This window comes from Variovorax glacialis, from assembly GCF_051216375.1.
Taxonomy (GTDB): Bacteria; Pseudomonadota; Gammaproteobacteria; order Burkholderiales; family Burkholderiaceae_C; genus Variovorax.
Window position 1 is genome coordinate 71,223 of sequence record NZ_JBPJZT010000017.1, and the last position, 13,332, is coordinate 84,554.

Here is a 13,332-nt window from a genome sequence, read left to right on the forward strand (position 1 = left end):
CCGGGAAGGAAAGCCTCAGCCGCGCTTCGTCGCGATCAGCGGCTTCACATCGGGCGCCTTGACGCGCGGGCGATCCTTCTCGACCTCCGACAACGGATCGACCTTTTGCATGCTCGCAAGACTGCGGCGCGTGAGGTCGTGGTACGTGCGCGTGCCTTCCAGTTTCCATGCAACCTCCTGGTCGCTGAGTTCGCGCATCACCTTTGCCGGCATGCCGGCGGCCAGCGATCGAGCGGGGATCTTCTTGCCGGCCGGCACGAAGGCACAGGCCGCGACGATGGCGGCTTCACCGACCTCGGCGTCGTCCATGACGACCGCATTCATGCCGACCAGCGCGTTGCGTCGGATGATGCAGCTGTGCAGCACTGCGCCGTGGCCGATGTGCCCGTTTTCCTCGACGACGGTGTCGTGCGCCGGAAAGCCGTGGACGACACAGGTGTCCTGGAGATTGGAGCCGCGCTCCAGCACGATGCGCCCGAAGTCGCCGCGCAGCACGGCGCACGGACCGACGTAGCAGTCCGGCCCGACGATGACGTCGCCGATCAGCACGGCTTCCGGATGCACATAGGCGCTCGGGTCGATGACCGGCACCACCCCTTCGATGGAATAACAAGGCACGGCTGTCTCCGTAGTCAGGTGATTGGGCGCCAAGGGTTTACCCCAGCGAAAGAGGACTTGCGCCTCGTCGAAGTCGATCCTAAGATAAACCGACCGGTCGGTCAACAATACAAACAACCCGCATCGACACGGCCCGCTCCCATCCTGACACTGGAGACTCAGCTTGTCCGATTCACTTGTCCTCGCCTCGCGGGAAGGCCCTGTCCTGACCCTCACGCTGAACAGGCCCGCCGCGCTCAACAGCTTCACGGGTGCCATGCACGAGCAGCTTCGCGCGGCGCTCGACGCCGCGGCCTCGGATGCGGAAGTCCGCTGCCTGGTCCTCACCGGTGCCGGCCGCGGCTTCTGCGCGGGCCAGGATCTGGCCGACCCGATGGTCGCGCCTTCGTCCGTCGGCGAGCCGCCGAAGGATCTCGGACGCACGATCGAGCTGCTCTACAAGCCCCTGGTGCAGCGGCTGCGCACGATGCCCGTCCCCGTGATCGCCGCTGTCAACGGCGTCGCGGCGGGCGCGGGCGCGAACCTCGCCCTGAACTGCGACCTGGTGCTGGCGGGCCAATCAGCCAGCTTCATCCAGGCCTTTGCCAAGATCGGCCTCGTTCCCGACACCGGCGGCACGTGGCTGCTCCCGCGGATCGTCGGGCGCGCACGCGCCATGGGCCTCGCGATGCTGGGCGACAAGCTGCCCGCCGCCGAGGCCGAGCGCATCGGCCTGATCTGGAAGTGCGTGGAAGACGCGGCCCTCGCCGGCGAGGCCAGCCAGCTAGCGCAGCGCCTCGCCGCCATGCCCGTGAAGGCGCTGGCCGCCACGCGCAGTGCCCTCGACAGCGCGCAGCACCTCACGCTCGACCAGGCCCTCGACATGGAAGCCGCCGTGCAGGCCGACCTTGGCCGCGCGCACGACTACCTCGAAGGCGTCGCCGCGTTCTCCGCGAAACGCGCCCCCCGATTCACCGATCGTTGAACCCGCCATGTCCGCACTGCCTTCCCAACGCACGCCCCAGCAGACCGCCGAGATGGTCCGCGAACGCATGTACGCCAACGACCGCGCCGTCCAGAGCCTCGGCATGCATGTCACCGAGATCTCTCCCGGCCGCGCCACGGTCACGATGACCGTTCGCGACAACATGCTCAACGGCCACGACATCTGCCACGGCGGATTCCTCACCACGCTCGCCGACACGGCCTTTGCGTACGCCTGCAATTCGTACAACGAGCTCACCGTGGCGTCGAGCTTCTCGATGGACATCGTCGCCCCGGCGCGCCACGGCGACGTGCTCACCGCGCGCAGCGTCGAGGTGTCGAAGGCTGGCCGCACCGGCGTCTACGACAGCGACATCACCAATCAGCGCGGCGAGCGCGTCGCCGTTTTCCGCGGCCGCTCGTACACCCTCAAAGGCAAGCCGGCCGTGGTCGAGTGAAGCGACCCAGGAGACACACAGATGCCCAAGAAGCAACCCGCCCCCGGTGAACTCGACGCCATCGAGACCGCCAGCCGCGACGAGGTCCAGGCCCTGCAACTGCAACGGCTGCGCTGGTCACTCAGGCACGCCTACGACAACGTGCCCCACTACCGCAAGGCCTTCGACGACAAGGGCGTCCATCCCGACGACCTCAAGCAGTTGAGCGACCTCGCGAAGTTCCCCTTCACGACGAAGAAGGACCTGCGCGACAACTACCCCTTCGGTCTCTTCGCGGTGCCGCGCGAGCAGGTGTCGCGCATCCATGCATCTTCCGGCACGACCGGCAAGCCCACCGTCGTCGGCTACACGAAGAACGACATCGACACCTGGGCGTCGCTGGTCGCGCGCTCCATCCGCGCCGCCGGTGGCCGTGCAGGCGACATCGTGCACGTGTCCTACGGCTACGGGCTCTTCACCGGCGGCCTCGGCGCGCACTACGGCGCCGAACGCCTGGGATGCACGGTCATCCCCATGTCGGGTGGCCAGACCGAAAAGCAGGTGCAGCTCATCCGCGACTTCAAGCCCGACCTCATCATGGTCACGCCCAGCTACATGCAGGTCATCATCGAGGAGTTCGTGCGCCAGGGCCTCGACCCGCGCGAGAGCTCGCTGCAGGTCGGCATCTTCGGCGCCGAGCCGTGGACCGAGGCCATGCGCCACGAGATCGAGGGCAAGGCCGGCATCGACGCGGTCGACATCTACGGCCTTTCCGAAGTGATGGGCCCCGGCGTCGCAAGCGAGTGCATCGAGACCAAGGACGGCCCGGTGGTGTGGGAAGACCATTTCTATCCCGAGATCATCGACCCCGAGACGGGCGAAGTGCTGCCCGACGGCTCGGAAGGCGAACTCGTCTTCACCTCGCTCACCAAGGAAGCGCTGCCCATCATCCGCTACCGCACGCGCGACCTCACGCGCCTGCTGGCACCGACGGCGCGTTCGTTCCGCCGCATGGGCAAGATCGTCGGCCGCTCGGACGACATGCTGATCATCCGCGGCGTCAACGTGTTCCCGACGCAGATCGAGGAGATCGTGCTGCAGCACGCCAAGCTCTCGGGCCAGTACCAGATCAACGTCAGCCGCGACGGCCTGCTCGACACCGTCGAGGTACAGTGCGAACTGCAACCGCTGGCGGCGCCGACGACCGACGCCGCCGAGGTGCGCGAGATCACGCAATGGCTCCAGCAGAGGATCAAGACCCTGGTCGGCATCACGACCAGCGTGAGGATCCTCACGCCGGACACCATCGAACGCACGTTGACCGGCAAAGCCCGCCGCGTCATCGACAAACGACCGAGATGATGCTCGCCCCCAGTCTTCGCGCACTTCGTGTCGCTTCGCCGACCCCCTTTCAGGGGGCGATGCCGGCGGGCCGGCGGAGCCGGACCCGCGGCATCTCCCGAAGGGGGTGCGCTCTCTTGATGCGTTGCGCCGCGCTTACGGCGCAGAGGAACAACTGAAAGGATCACGATGTACACGCAAGCCATGGACACGATGGGCAAGGAAGACGGCGGCAAGAAGGCCGTGCGTTCCGCCGAGGAAATGCAGCTCGAACAGCGCTTCGACGCGCGCATCGACGAGGGCGACTTCATCGAGGCGAAGGACTGGATGCCCGAGCACTACCGCAAGACGCTGGTGCGTCAGATCAGCCAGCACGCGCACTCGGAGATCGTCGGCATGCTGCCCGAGGGCAACTGGATCACGCGCGCGCCCACGCTCAAGCGCAAGGCGATCCTGCTGGCCAAGGTGCAGGACGAGGCAGGGCACGGGCTGTATCTCTACTCCGCGGCCGAGACGCTGGGCACCTCGCGCGACCAGATGGTCGATGCGCTGCACACCGGCCGCGCCAAGTACAGCTCGATCTTCAACTACCCCACGCTGACCTGGGCCGACATGGGCACCATCGGCTGGCTGGTCGACGGCGCGGCGATCATGAACCAGGTGCCGATCTGCCGCTGCTCGTACGCGCCCTATGCGCGGGCCATGATCCGCATCTGCCGCGAGGAGAGCTTTCACCAGCGCCAGGGCTTCGAGGCGCTGCTGACGATGATGCAGCAGGGCACCGACGCGCAGAAGGCGATGGTGCAGGACGCGGTCAATCGCTGGTGGTGGCCGTCGATCATGATGTTCGGCCCACCGGACGACCAGTCGCCCAACTCGGCGCAGTCGATGCGCTGGGGCATCAAGCGCTTCTCGAATGACGACCTGCGCGCCAAGTTCATCGACGCCGCCGTCGACCAGGCCAAGGTGCTTGGCGTGACGCTGCCGGATCCCGACCTCAAGTGGAACGAGGAGCGCCAGCACCACGACCACGGGCCGATCGACTGGGCCGAGTTCTGGCGCGTCGTGGGCGGCGACGGCCCCTGCAACCGCGAACGCCTCGGTGCCCGCGTCAAAGCGTGGGACGACGGCGCCTGGGTACGCGAAGCCGCGCTGGCCCACGCCGCCAAGCGTGTTACCCCTCAACCTCTTGCCGCCTAGGAACAACGTCCATGAGCACCCCCGATACCTCCACCGCCGCCGAATGGCCCCTCTGGGAAGTCTTCGTGCGCAGCAAGTCCGGCCTCGACCACAAGCACTGCGGCAGCCTGCACGCCGCCGACCCCAAGATGGCCATCCAGATGGCGCGGGATGTCTACACGCGCCGCCAGGAAGGCACCAGCGTCTGGGTCGTGCGTTCCGACCAGATCGTCGCGAGCGACCCGGCCGACAAGGACATGTACTTCGACCCGATGGAAGACAAGGTCTACCGCCACCCCACGTTCTACCGGCTGCCTGGCTCGGTGGACCACATGTGAGGCCGTGATGCAAGGTTCCATCGCGATCGACCCCAACCCGAGCGTGCAGTACCTGCTGCGCATCGGCGACACCTGCCTGATCCTCGGCCAGCGCATCGCCGAGTGGTGCGGGCATGCGCCCATCCTCGAGGAAGACATCGCCATGTCCAACATGGCGCTCGACCTCATCGGCCAGGCCCGCGCGGTGCTTACGCATGCGGGCAAGCTCGAAGGCCTCGGCCACGACGAAGACCAACTGGCCTTCCTGCGCGACGAGAAGGACTACCGCAATCTCACGCTGGTCGAACTGCCGCGGGGCGACTTCGCCTTCACGGTGCTGCGCAATGCGATGGTCGCGACCTTGATGAAGCTGCTGTGGGAACGCCTGCGCGATTCCGGCGATGCGGAGTTGGCCGGCATCGCAGGCAAGGCGATCAAGGAAGCGCGCTATCACCAGCAGCACGCGGCCGACTGGGTCGTGCGCCTGGCCGACGGCACGGACGAATCTCGCCAGCGCATCGAGAAGGCGCTGCGCGAACTCTGGCTCTACGTGCCCGAACTCTTCGAATCCGATGCGGTCGACGACGCTGCGCACGCGCGGGGCCTCGGGCCGCGCTGGGCCGACCTGCGCGCGCCGTGGATGGCGGAGATGGACACCATCCTCGACGAGGCGACCTTGCGCCGTCCTGACGAGTCCGCCTTCCGCAGCACCGGCAAGCGGGGCGTGCACAGCGAGCACATGGGCTACATCCTCGCGGAGATGCAGCATCTGCAGCGCGCGTTTCCCGGAGGCGTGTGGTGAGCGCAGTCGCCGCCGTGGCCACCACGCGCTCCGAGCAGGCGTGGGATGTGCTCGGCACCGTGCTCGACCCCGAGGTGCCGGCACTTTCGGTGCGCGACCTCGGCATCGTGCGTGATGTCGTCGACCACGGCGAAGCATTGGAGATCGTGCTGACGCCCACCTATTCCGGCTGTCCCGCCACGGAGGTGATCGAGCACGACGTGCTGCAGGCCATTGCGAAGGCCGGCCTCGGGCCCGCCCACGTCACGCTCCAGCGCGCGCCCGCGTGGACCACCGACTGGATCAGCGCCGAAGGCCGCCGGAAGCTCTTCGAGTACGGCATTGCACCGCCCGGGCCGGCCGCACCCGACGGAGCCGTGCCCATCCGCATCTTCGGTCGACGAGCCGATGTGGTCGCCTGCCCGCGCTGCGGCAGCAGCAATACCGAACGCTTGTCGGCCTTCGGCTCCACGGCCTGCAAGGCCATGTACCGCTGCGTCTCCTGCCGCGAACCCTTCGAGCACTTCAAGCCCATATGAACCACACCCCCAGGCTTGCCCACTTCGTGTGGCCGCCCACCCCCTTGCAGGGGGCAACACCAGTGGACCGGCAAAGCCGGCTCCCCGGTGTTTCCTCAAGAGAGCTGCCGCGGAGCCGGCTTTGCCGGTCCGCTGGCTGCGCCCCCGGCAGGGGCTGGGCGGCTACGCGAAGCGAGCGAGCCTGGGGGGGAGAAACAAAATGAGCGTCATCTTCCATCCACTGCAAGTGCGTGCCGTCGAACCCGACACCGAGGAAGCCGTCATCGTCTCCTTCGACGTGCCCGTCGAACTGCGCGACGTCTTCGGCTTCACGCAAGGCCAGTACCTCACGCTGCGCAAGGACATCGACGGCCAGGACCTGCGCCGGTCGTACTCGATCTGTGCGGGCGTCGACGACGGCGAACTGCGCGTCGGCGTGCGCAAGGTCAAGGACGGCACCTTCTCGAACTGGATCAACGAACAGCTCCAGCCCGGCGACACCATCAACGTGATGGCGCCGCAAGGTCGTTTCTTTGTGCCGATCGAACCGCAGTCGCGGCGACAGCACGTCGGCATCGTCGGCGGCAGCGGCATCACGCCGATCCTGTCGATCATGAAGACGGTGCTGGCGCGCGAGCCGCATTCGCGCTTCACGCTGATCTACGCCAACCGCAAGCTGCAATCCACGATGTTCAAGGAAGAACTCGAGGACCTGAAGAACCGCTACATGAGCCGCCTGGTGCTGCACCACGTGTTCTCCGGCGAGCCGACCGATGCGCCGCTCAACATGGGCCGCATGAACCGCGAGAAGCTCGGCGAGTTCCTGTCGACCGTGGTGCCGGCCAGCAGCATCGACCACGTCTACATCTGCGGCCCCTTCCAGATGAACGACGAGGCCGAGGCCGCCCTGCTGGCGGCCGGTGTGCCCGAGGAGCGCATTCACATCGAGCGCTTCGGCGTCGCCGCGCCGGAAGGCGCTCCGGTCGGCGCGGTCATCCACGAGGCGCGCCCCGGCGATGCCGAGCTGGCAAAGATCGTCATCATCCGCGACGGCCTGCAGCGCGAGATCGAGTTCCGCAAGGACCAGCCGAGCATCCTCGATTGCGCCTCGGCGGCCGGCATGGAAGTGCCGTTCTCCTGCACCTCCGGCGTGTGCGGCACCTGCCGCGCCAAGCTGGTCGAAGGCAAGGTCCGGATGGAACGAAACTTCGCGCTCGACAAGAACGAGGTCGCGGCCGGCTTCGTGCTGACCTGCCAGGCCCATCCGCTCACCGAGCGCGTGGTTCTGTCATTCGATGAACGCTAGAAGCTGCAATCAAGAAGGAATTCCATGGCCCGAGGACGCTCACCCGGATACGAAGACCAGCGCGAAATGATCCTGGATCATGCGGCGCAGCTCTTCGCGAACCGCGGCTATTCGGCGACCTCGATGAACCAGGTGGCCGAGGCCTGCGGGTTCTCGAAGGCGCTGCTCTATCACTACTACCGCGACAAATACAGCCTGCTGGTGAGCATCGCCGAGAACCATGTGTCGCGCCTCGAAGCGCTCGTGGCCGACGTCGATCGCCAGAAGCTGGCGCCCGAGGCCAAGCTGCGCGAGCTGATCCGGCGCTTCGTCGAGGAGTACGCCGGTGCCAAGCATGCGCACCGCGTGCTGACCGAGGACGTCAAGTTCATGGAAGACGCCGACCGCGAGCGCGTGCTCGGCACGCAGCGCACCGTGGTCAACGGATTCGCGCGTGCGGTCATCGAGCTGCGTCCGGACCTGAAGAAGGCCGCGCTCGCCAAGCCGTTGACGATGCTGCTGTTCGGGATGATCAACTGGATGTTCATCTGGATGCGTCCCGACGGCGAGCTCGACTACGACGCGATGGCGCCCGTGGTGGCCGACCTGTTCCTCGGCGGGCTGCCGGCCGTCAAGGTGCCCCAGCGCATCGTGCCGATCGACGTCTGACACCGACCCTTCACCCTTCTTTTTCATTTTTTCAACCAACCACAACGGAGACAACCGTATGAAGTACTTCAAACCCCTCGCGCTGGTCGCGGCGCTGCTGGCCTCGGCGCTCGCGCACGCGGACATCAATGTCGGCGTGACGGTCTCGGCGACCGGCCCCGCGGCCTCGCTCGGCATTCCCGAGAAGAACACGATCGCGCTGATGCCCAAGACCATCGGCGGGCAGAAGATCAACTACATCGTGCTCGACGATGCCAGCGACACCACCGCCGCGGTGAACAACACGCGCAAGCTGATCTCCGAGAACAAGGTCGACGTCATCCTCGGCTCGACCACGACTCCGAATTCGCTGGCGATGATTGACGTGATCTCCGAGAGCCAGACACCGATGATCTCGATGGCCGCTTCGGCACGCATCGTGGAGCCGGTGGACGCCAAGAAGCGCTGGGTGTTCAAGACGCCGCAGAACGACATCATGATGTCGCTCGCCATTGCCGAGCACATGGCCGCGAACGGCGTGAAGACCGTCGGCTTCGTCGGCTTTTCCGACGCTTACGGCGAAGGGTGGTTCCAGGAATTCACCAAGGCCGCCGAGCTGAAGAAGCTGCAGATCGTCGCGAACGAGCGCTATGCGCGCACCGACACCTCCGTCACCGGCCAGACCCTGAAGCTGATGGCGGCCAAGCCGGATGCCGTGCTGGTCGCGGGTTCCGGCACGCCGGCCGCGTTGCCGCAGAAGAGCCTCAAGGAGCGCGGCTACACCGGCAAGGTCTACCAGACGCACGGCGTCGCCAATGCCGACTTCCTGCGCGTGGGCGGCAAGGACGTCGAGGGCACCTTCCTGCCGGCCGGCCCGGTGCTTGTCGCGGAACAGCTGCCCGCCAGCAATCCGGTCAAGAAGTCCGCCCTGGCCTATGTGTCGGCCTACGAGGCCGCCAACGGCAAGGGAACGGTCTCGACCTTCGGCGCGCATGCATGGGACACCGGCCTGCTGATGGCCGCTGCGGTTCCCGTCGCGCTCAAGAAGGCGCAGCCCGGCACGCCCGAATTCCGCGCTGCGCTGCGTGATGCACTGGAGCAGGTGAAAGAGCTGCCCGGCGCGCACGGCGTGTTCAACATGACGGCCAACGACCACCTGGGCCTGGACCAGCGCGCTCGCGTGATGGTCAAGATCGAGAACGGCGCCTGGAAATACTTGCCACCGAATCCTTGAAACAGGCACACCCCCAGGCTTCGCGCACTTCGTGTCGCTGCGCCTACCCCCTTGCAGGGGGCGATATCGGCGGGCCGGCGGAGCCGGTTCCGCGGTATCTCGGGCATTGCGCTTGAAGGCGCGTCGCTGATGGACTGATTGGAACGGATATGGATTTTCAGATCGGGCTTTTGCTCGGGCAGGACGGCATCGTCAATGGGGCGATCTACGGACTGATGGCCCTGGCATTGGTGTTGGTGTTTTCCGTCACGCGGGTGATCTTCATTCCGCAGGGCGAACTGGTGGCCTTTGGCGCGCTGTCGATGGCCGCGCTGACTGCCGGGCGGGTGCCGGCCACGCTGTGGCTGCTGGTCGCGCTGGCGTTGGCGACGCTCGCGGTCGAGGGCTGGCGCTGGAAGCGGGGCGCCACGGTGGAGTGGAAGGCCACGCTCGTTTGGACGGTCGCCTTTCCCCTGCTGGCCTGTGCGCTGGTGCTGGGCGTTCGGCCATCGTCGCTGGCGCTCCAGGCCGTCACGACGCTGCTGCTCATCACGCCGCTCGGGCCGCTGCTGTACCGGCTGACCTACCGGCCGCTGGCCGATGCGACGGTGCTGATCCTGCTGATCGTCTCGGTCGCGCTGCATGGCGTGCTGGTCGGCCTCGGGTTGCTCTTCTTCGGCGCCGAAGGATCGCGCACGCCGGCCTTTTCGGAGGCGCGTATCGATATCGGCGGCGTGCCGATCACCGGCCAGTCGATGGTGGTGGTGGGTGTCGCTCTTGCACTGGTGGTGTTGATGTTTCTCTTCTTCGAACGTTCGATCGTCGGGAAGGCGCTGCGCGCCACGGCAATGAACCGTGTCGGCGCGCGGCTCATGGGGATTCCGACGGACCTGTCGGGTGACCTGAGCTTTGCGCTCGCGGCGCTGATCGGTGCGGTCTCCGGCCTGCTGATCGCGCCGTTGACGACGGTCTACTACGACACCGGCTTCCTGATCGGCCTCAAGGGCTTCGTCGCGGCGATCGTCGGCGGGCTCGCGAGCTATCCGATTGCCTTGCTCGGCGCATTGCTGGTCGGTCAACTCGAAGCCTTTTCTTCGTTCTGGGCCAGCGCCTTCAAGGAAGTGCTGGTCTTCACGCTGATCATCCCCGTGCTGTGGTGGCGCTCGCTACGCAGCCGTCACGTGGAGGACGAGGAGTGATCACCCCCATGCTTGCCCACTGCGTGTGGCCGCAAACCCCCTCTCCGGGGGCAACACCGGCGGGCCGGCAGAGCCGGTTCCGCGGTGTTCCTGGTCTTACCCGTTGCATCCTGGAGTCAATGGCATGACAAGGCGCCATCTCACCTTGCTCTTCGTCGCGGCACTGGCGCTCAGCTGGGCCTGGCTGCCCGAGTTCACGGTCACGATGTTCAGCTACATCGGCCTCTATTCGATGGTCGCGGCAGGGCTGGTCATGCTCACCGGCGTCGGCGGCATGACGTCCTTCGGACAGGCCGCCTTCGTCGCCATCGGTGCCTATGCAACGGCTTGGGTCTGCACCTCGCCGGCGGCGGCTGCAGCGCTGGGTGGCGTGGTCCCTCCGGGCCTGCTGCCATGGGTCGGACTGGTGCTGGGCCTTGTCGTCACGTTCCTCGTTGCATGGGGGCTCGGTGCGATCACCCTCAAGCTCTCCGGCCATTACCTGCCGTTGTGCACGATCGCCTGGGGATTGAGCCTCTACTTCCTGTTCGGCAACCTGGAATTCCTCGGCGGGCAGACCGGCATCACCGGGCTGCCGGCGCTCACGATCGCCGGCTTCTCACTTGCCTCGCCGCGCGCGCTGGGCCCGCTGATCTGGGCGGCGCTGCTGCTGGCGCTGTGGGCGCTGCATAACCTGCTGGATTCGCGTGAAGGCCGCGCCATCCGCGCACTGAAGTCCGGCCGTGTGATGGCCGAGTCGATGGGCGTCGACACCGCGCGCTACCGCGTGAAGGTGTTCGTGCTGGCCGCGCTGCTGGCCGCGTTGTCGGGCTGGCTCTACGCGCACATGCAGCGCTTCGTGAACCCGACGCCCTTCAACCTCAACATCGGCATCGAGTACCTCTTCATGGCGGTGGTGGGCGGTGCAGGCCACCTGTGGGGCGCCGTGCTCGGCGCGACGCTCATCACGCTGGTCAAGGAGCAGTTGCAGGACATCCTGCCGAAGCTGCTGGGCGCGAGCGGCAATTTCGAGGTGATCGTGTTCGGCCTGCTGATGCTCTTCGTGCTGCAGCGTTTCGCCGAAGGCCTGTGGCCGACGCTGGCGCGTGTGTCGGACCGCTTCCTGAAGCCGGACCCCGCACCACCCGCCAAGGCGATGGCGCCCCTCGCGAGCCGGACGCTGCCCGCCGCGGGCGAAATGCTGCTCGAAGCCGACAAGGTCACCAAGCGCTTCGGCGGCCTCGTCGCGAACAACGCGGTCGCGATGACGCTGAAGGCCGGCGAGGTGCATGCGTTGATCGGCCCGAACGGCGCTGGCAAGAGCACCTTCTTCAACATGATCTCCGGCGTCGACGATCCGACCGAGGGCGAAGTGCGCCTGATGGGCGAGTCGATGAACGGCAAGCCCTCGCGCGACTACGCTGCACGTGGCCTGGGACGCACCTTCCAGCACGTGCGCCTGCTCGGCACGCGCAGTGTGCTGGAGAACGTGGCGCTGGGCGCGCATCGTCGCGGACATCGCGGCTGGCTGTCGGCGATGCTGCGGCTCGACCGCGCTGAGGAAGCCGCGCTGCTCGCCGAGGCGCGCCGGCAGATCGAGCGCTGCGGCCTGGCCGAGCATGCCGACGCGCCGGCGGCATCGCTGGCGCTGGGGCAGCAACGCGTGGTGGAGATCGCACGCGCGCTGGCGGGGCAGCCCGCCGCACTGTTGCTCGACGAGCCTGCCGCCGGCCTGCGCCATCTGGAGAAGCAGGCGCTCGCGACGCTGCTGTCGCAACTGCGCGCCGAGGGCCTGGGCATCCTGGTCGTCGAGCACGACATGGAGTTCGTCATGAACCTTGCCGACCGCATCACGGTGCTGGAGTTCGGCGCCGTCATCGCCGAAGGAACACCCCAACAAGTGCAATGCAACCCCCGTGTGCTGGATGCCTATCTCGGCGGCAGCGACGAACCTATCGCGATGGCCGCATAGCATGGAACTCACCCCCAGCCTCGCCCACTTCGTGTGGCTCTGCCCCCCTCTCCAAGGGCGCACCGGCGGCCCGGCAGAGCCGGTTCCGCGGATGCTCGCGCGTGCGAGCGGTGCGACTCACGGTTGAACTGACATGAATCCACTTTTCGAACTTCAGGATTTCAGCGTCTCGTACGGCGCCGTCGAAGCCGTGCACGGTATCGCGCTGCGCGTGGACGAGGGCGAGATCGTCACCGTCATCGGCCCCAATGGCGCGGGCAAGACGACGCTGTTGTGCGCGGCGATGGGCCTCCTGCCTTCTACCGGCAGCCTCACGCTCGCCGGCGAGCGCATCGCGCGGCCCAGCGTCGAGGCGATGGTGGCGCGCGGCGTCGCACTGGTGCCCGAGCGCCGCGAGCTCTTCGGCGAGATGCCCGTAGAGGACAACCTGCTGCTCGGCGGCTTCTACCGCTGGCGCACCGGCAAGCGCGACCAGCGCGAGCGCATGGACGAGGTCTTCGCGATCTTCCCGCGCCTCAAGGAACGCCGCGCGCAGCTGGCGAGCACGCTGTCCGGCGGCGAGCGGCAGATGCTGGCCATCGGACGCGCGCTCATGGCCCGTCCGCGCCTGCTGATGCTGGACGAACCCTCGCTCGGGCTCGCCCCGCTGATCGTTCGCGAAGTCCTGCACGTGGTGTCGTCGCTGCGCTCGCACGGCGTCTCCGTGCTGCTGGTCGAGCAGAACGCGCGCGCCGCCCTGCAGGTCGCCGATCGCGGCTATGTGCTGGAGACCGGCGCCGTCGCACTCACGGGCGAGGCGCAGGCGCTGCTGCACGACCGCCGGATCATCGATACCTACCTCGGCCTCGGCAACAAGAACGCCGTCGCGGCCTGAACAACCTT

General features: G+C 67.0%; 14 protein-coding genes. 13 read left to right on the forward strand and 1 reads right to left on the reverse strand.

Features of this window, described 5'->3' with window-relative positions; genetic code table 11:
• Positions 1–15 precede the first annotated feature (15 nt).
• Positions 16–618 carry a phenylacetic acid degradation protein PaaY gene (locus ACSFBL_RS29645; RefSeq protein ID WP_435519398.1) on the reverse strand — a complete coding sequence of 201 codons (603 nt, stop codon included), beginning with the start codon at positions 616–618 and terminating at the stop codon, positions 16–18.
• Positions 619–781: 163 nt separating this feature from the next.
• Here ACSFBL_RS29645 and paaG point away from each other — a divergent pair, with 163 nt between their 5' ends.
• The 13 genes from paaG (at position 782) to ACSFBL_RS29710 (ending at position 13,324) form a co-directional block, all read left to right on the forward strand.
• The gene (paaG, locus tag ACSFBL_RS29650) at positions 782–1,582 is read left to right on the forward strand and encodes a 2-(1,2-epoxy-1,2-dihydrophenyl)acetyl-CoA isomerase PaaG (protein ID WP_435519399.1); all 801 of its coding nucleotides are present in this window, start codon (positions 782–784) and stop codon (positions 1,580–1,582) included.
• 7 nt (positions 1,583–1,589) lie between these two features.
• A complete protein-coding gene (paaI, locus tag ACSFBL_RS29655) occupies positions 1,590–2,039 on the forward strand; it encodes a hydroxyphenylacetyl-CoA thioesterase PaaI (RefSeq protein ID WP_435519400.1) in 450 nt (149 codons plus the stop codon).
• Positions 2,040–2,060: 21 nt separating this feature from the next.
• Positions 2,061–3,380, forward strand: a complete 1,320-nt coding sequence (gene paaK, locus ACSFBL_RS29660; protein ID WP_435519401.1) for a phenylacetate--CoA ligase PaaK — start codon at positions 2,061–2,063, stop codon at positions 3,378–3,380.
• Positions 3,381–3,548: 168 nt separating this feature from the next.
• The gene (paaA, locus tag ACSFBL_RS29665; RefSeq protein ID WP_435519402.1) at positions 3,549–4,559 is read left to right on the forward strand and encodes a 1,2-phenylacetyl-CoA epoxidase subunit PaaA; all 1,011 of its coding nucleotides are present in this window, start codon (positions 3,549–3,551) and stop codon (positions 4,557–4,559) included.
• 11 nt (positions 4,560–4,570) lie between these two features.
• Positions 4,571–4,876: a 1,2-phenylacetyl-CoA epoxidase subunit PaaB gene (gene paaB, locus ACSFBL_RS29670; RefSeq protein WP_286603554.1), complete on the forward strand. Its 306-nt coding sequence runs from the start codon at positions 4,571–4,573 to the stop codon at positions 4,874–4,876.
• A gap of 7 nt (positions 4,877–4,883) precedes the next feature.
• On the forward strand, positions 4,884–5,657 hold the full coding sequence (paaC, locus tag ACSFBL_RS29675; protein WP_435519403.1) for a 1,2-phenylacetyl-CoA epoxidase subunit PaaC: 774 nt from the start codon (positions 4,884–4,886) through the stop codon (positions 5,655–5,657).
• On the forward strand, positions 5,651–6,175 hold the full coding sequence (gene paaD / locus ACSFBL_RS29680; RefSeq protein WP_435519404.1) for a 1,2-phenylacetyl-CoA epoxidase subunit PaaD: 525 nt from the start codon (positions 5,651–5,653) through the stop codon (positions 6,173–6,175). The genes paaC and paaD overlap by 7 nt, the downstream gene beginning before the upstream one ends.
• Positions 6,176–6,374: 199 nt before the next feature.
• On the forward strand, positions 6,375–7,460 hold the full coding sequence (paaE, locus tag ACSFBL_RS29685) for a 1,2-phenylacetyl-CoA epoxidase subunit PaaE (protein ID WP_435519405.1): 1,086 nt from the start codon (positions 6,375–6,377) through the stop codon (positions 7,458–7,460).
• 24 nt (positions 7,461–7,484) lie between these two features.
• Complete coding sequence (locus tag ACSFBL_RS29690) at positions 7,485–8,108, forward strand: TetR/AcrR family transcriptional regulator (protein ID WP_435519406.1); 624 nt, start codon at positions 7,485–7,487, stop codon at positions 8,106–8,108.
• 58 nt (positions 8,109–8,166) lie between these two features.
• Complete coding sequence (locus ACSFBL_RS29695; protein WP_435519407.1) at positions 8,167–9,321, forward strand: ABC transporter substrate-binding protein; 1,155 nt, start codon at positions 8,167–8,169, stop codon at positions 9,319–9,321.
• Positions 9,322–9,470: 149 nt separating this feature from the next.
• Positions 9,471–10,499 (forward strand): branched-chain amino acid ABC transporter permease, encoded by a 1,029-nt coding sequence (locus ACSFBL_RS29700; protein WP_435519408.1) that lies wholly within the window; start codon positions 9,471–9,473, stop codon positions 10,497–10,499.
• Between the two features lie 124 nt (positions 10,500–10,623).
• Positions 10,624–12,450: a branched-chain amino acid ABC transporter ATP-binding protein/permease gene (locus ACSFBL_RS29705; protein WP_435519409.1), complete on the forward strand. Its 1,827-nt coding sequence runs from the start codon at positions 10,624–10,626 to the stop codon at positions 12,448–12,450.
• 133 nt (positions 12,451–12,583) lie between these two features.
• Positions 12,584–13,324, forward strand: coding sequence for an ABC transporter ATP-binding protein (locus ACSFBL_RS29710; protein ID WP_435519410.1), 741 nt, complete (start codon positions 12,584–12,586; stop codon positions 13,322–13,324).
• The last annotated feature ends 8 nt before the right edge of the window (positions 13,325–13,332 follow it).

Coding starts and splice junctions, on each gene's coding strand:
- paaI (WP_435519400.1), top strand. CDS start 1,590: ATGTCCGCACTGCCTTCCCAACGCACGCCCCAGCAGACCGCCGAGATG.
- paaK (WP_435519401.1), top strand. CDS start 2,061: ATGCCCAAGAAGCAACCCGCCCCCGGTGAACTCGACGCCATCGAGACC.
- paaA (WP_435519402.1), top strand. CDS start 3,549: ATGTACACGCAAGCCATGGACACGATGGGCAAGGAAGACGGCGGCAAG.
- paaB (WP_286603554.1), top strand. CDS start 4,571: ATGAGCACCCCCGATACCTCCACCGCCGCCGAATGGCCCCTCTGGGAA.
- paaC (WP_435519403.1), top strand. CDS start 4,884: ATGCAAGGTTCCATCGCGATCGACCCCAACCCGAGCGTGCAGTACCTG.
- paaE (WP_435519405.1), top strand. CDS start 6,375: ATGAGCGTCATCTTCCATCCACTGCAAGTGCGTGCCGTCGAACCCGAC.
- ACSFBL_RS29690 (WP_435519406.1), top strand. CDS start 7,485: ATGGCCCGAGGACGCTCACCCGGATACGAAGACCAGCGCGAAATGATC.
- ACSFBL_RS29695 (WP_435519407.1), top strand. CDS start 8,167: ATGAAGTACTTCAAACCCCTCGCGCTGGTCGCGGCGCTGCTGGCCTCG.
- ACSFBL_RS29700 (WP_435519408.1), top strand. CDS start 9,471: ATGGATTTTCAGATCGGGCTTTTGCTCGGGCAGGACGGCATCGTCAAT.
- ACSFBL_RS29705 (WP_435519409.1), top strand. CDS start 10,624: ATGACAAGGCGCCATCTCACCTTGCTCTTCGTCGCGGCACTGGCGCTC.
- ACSFBL_RS29710 (WP_435519410.1), top strand. CDS start 12,584: ATGAATCCACTTTTCGAACTTCAGGATTTCAGCGTCTCGTACGGCGCC.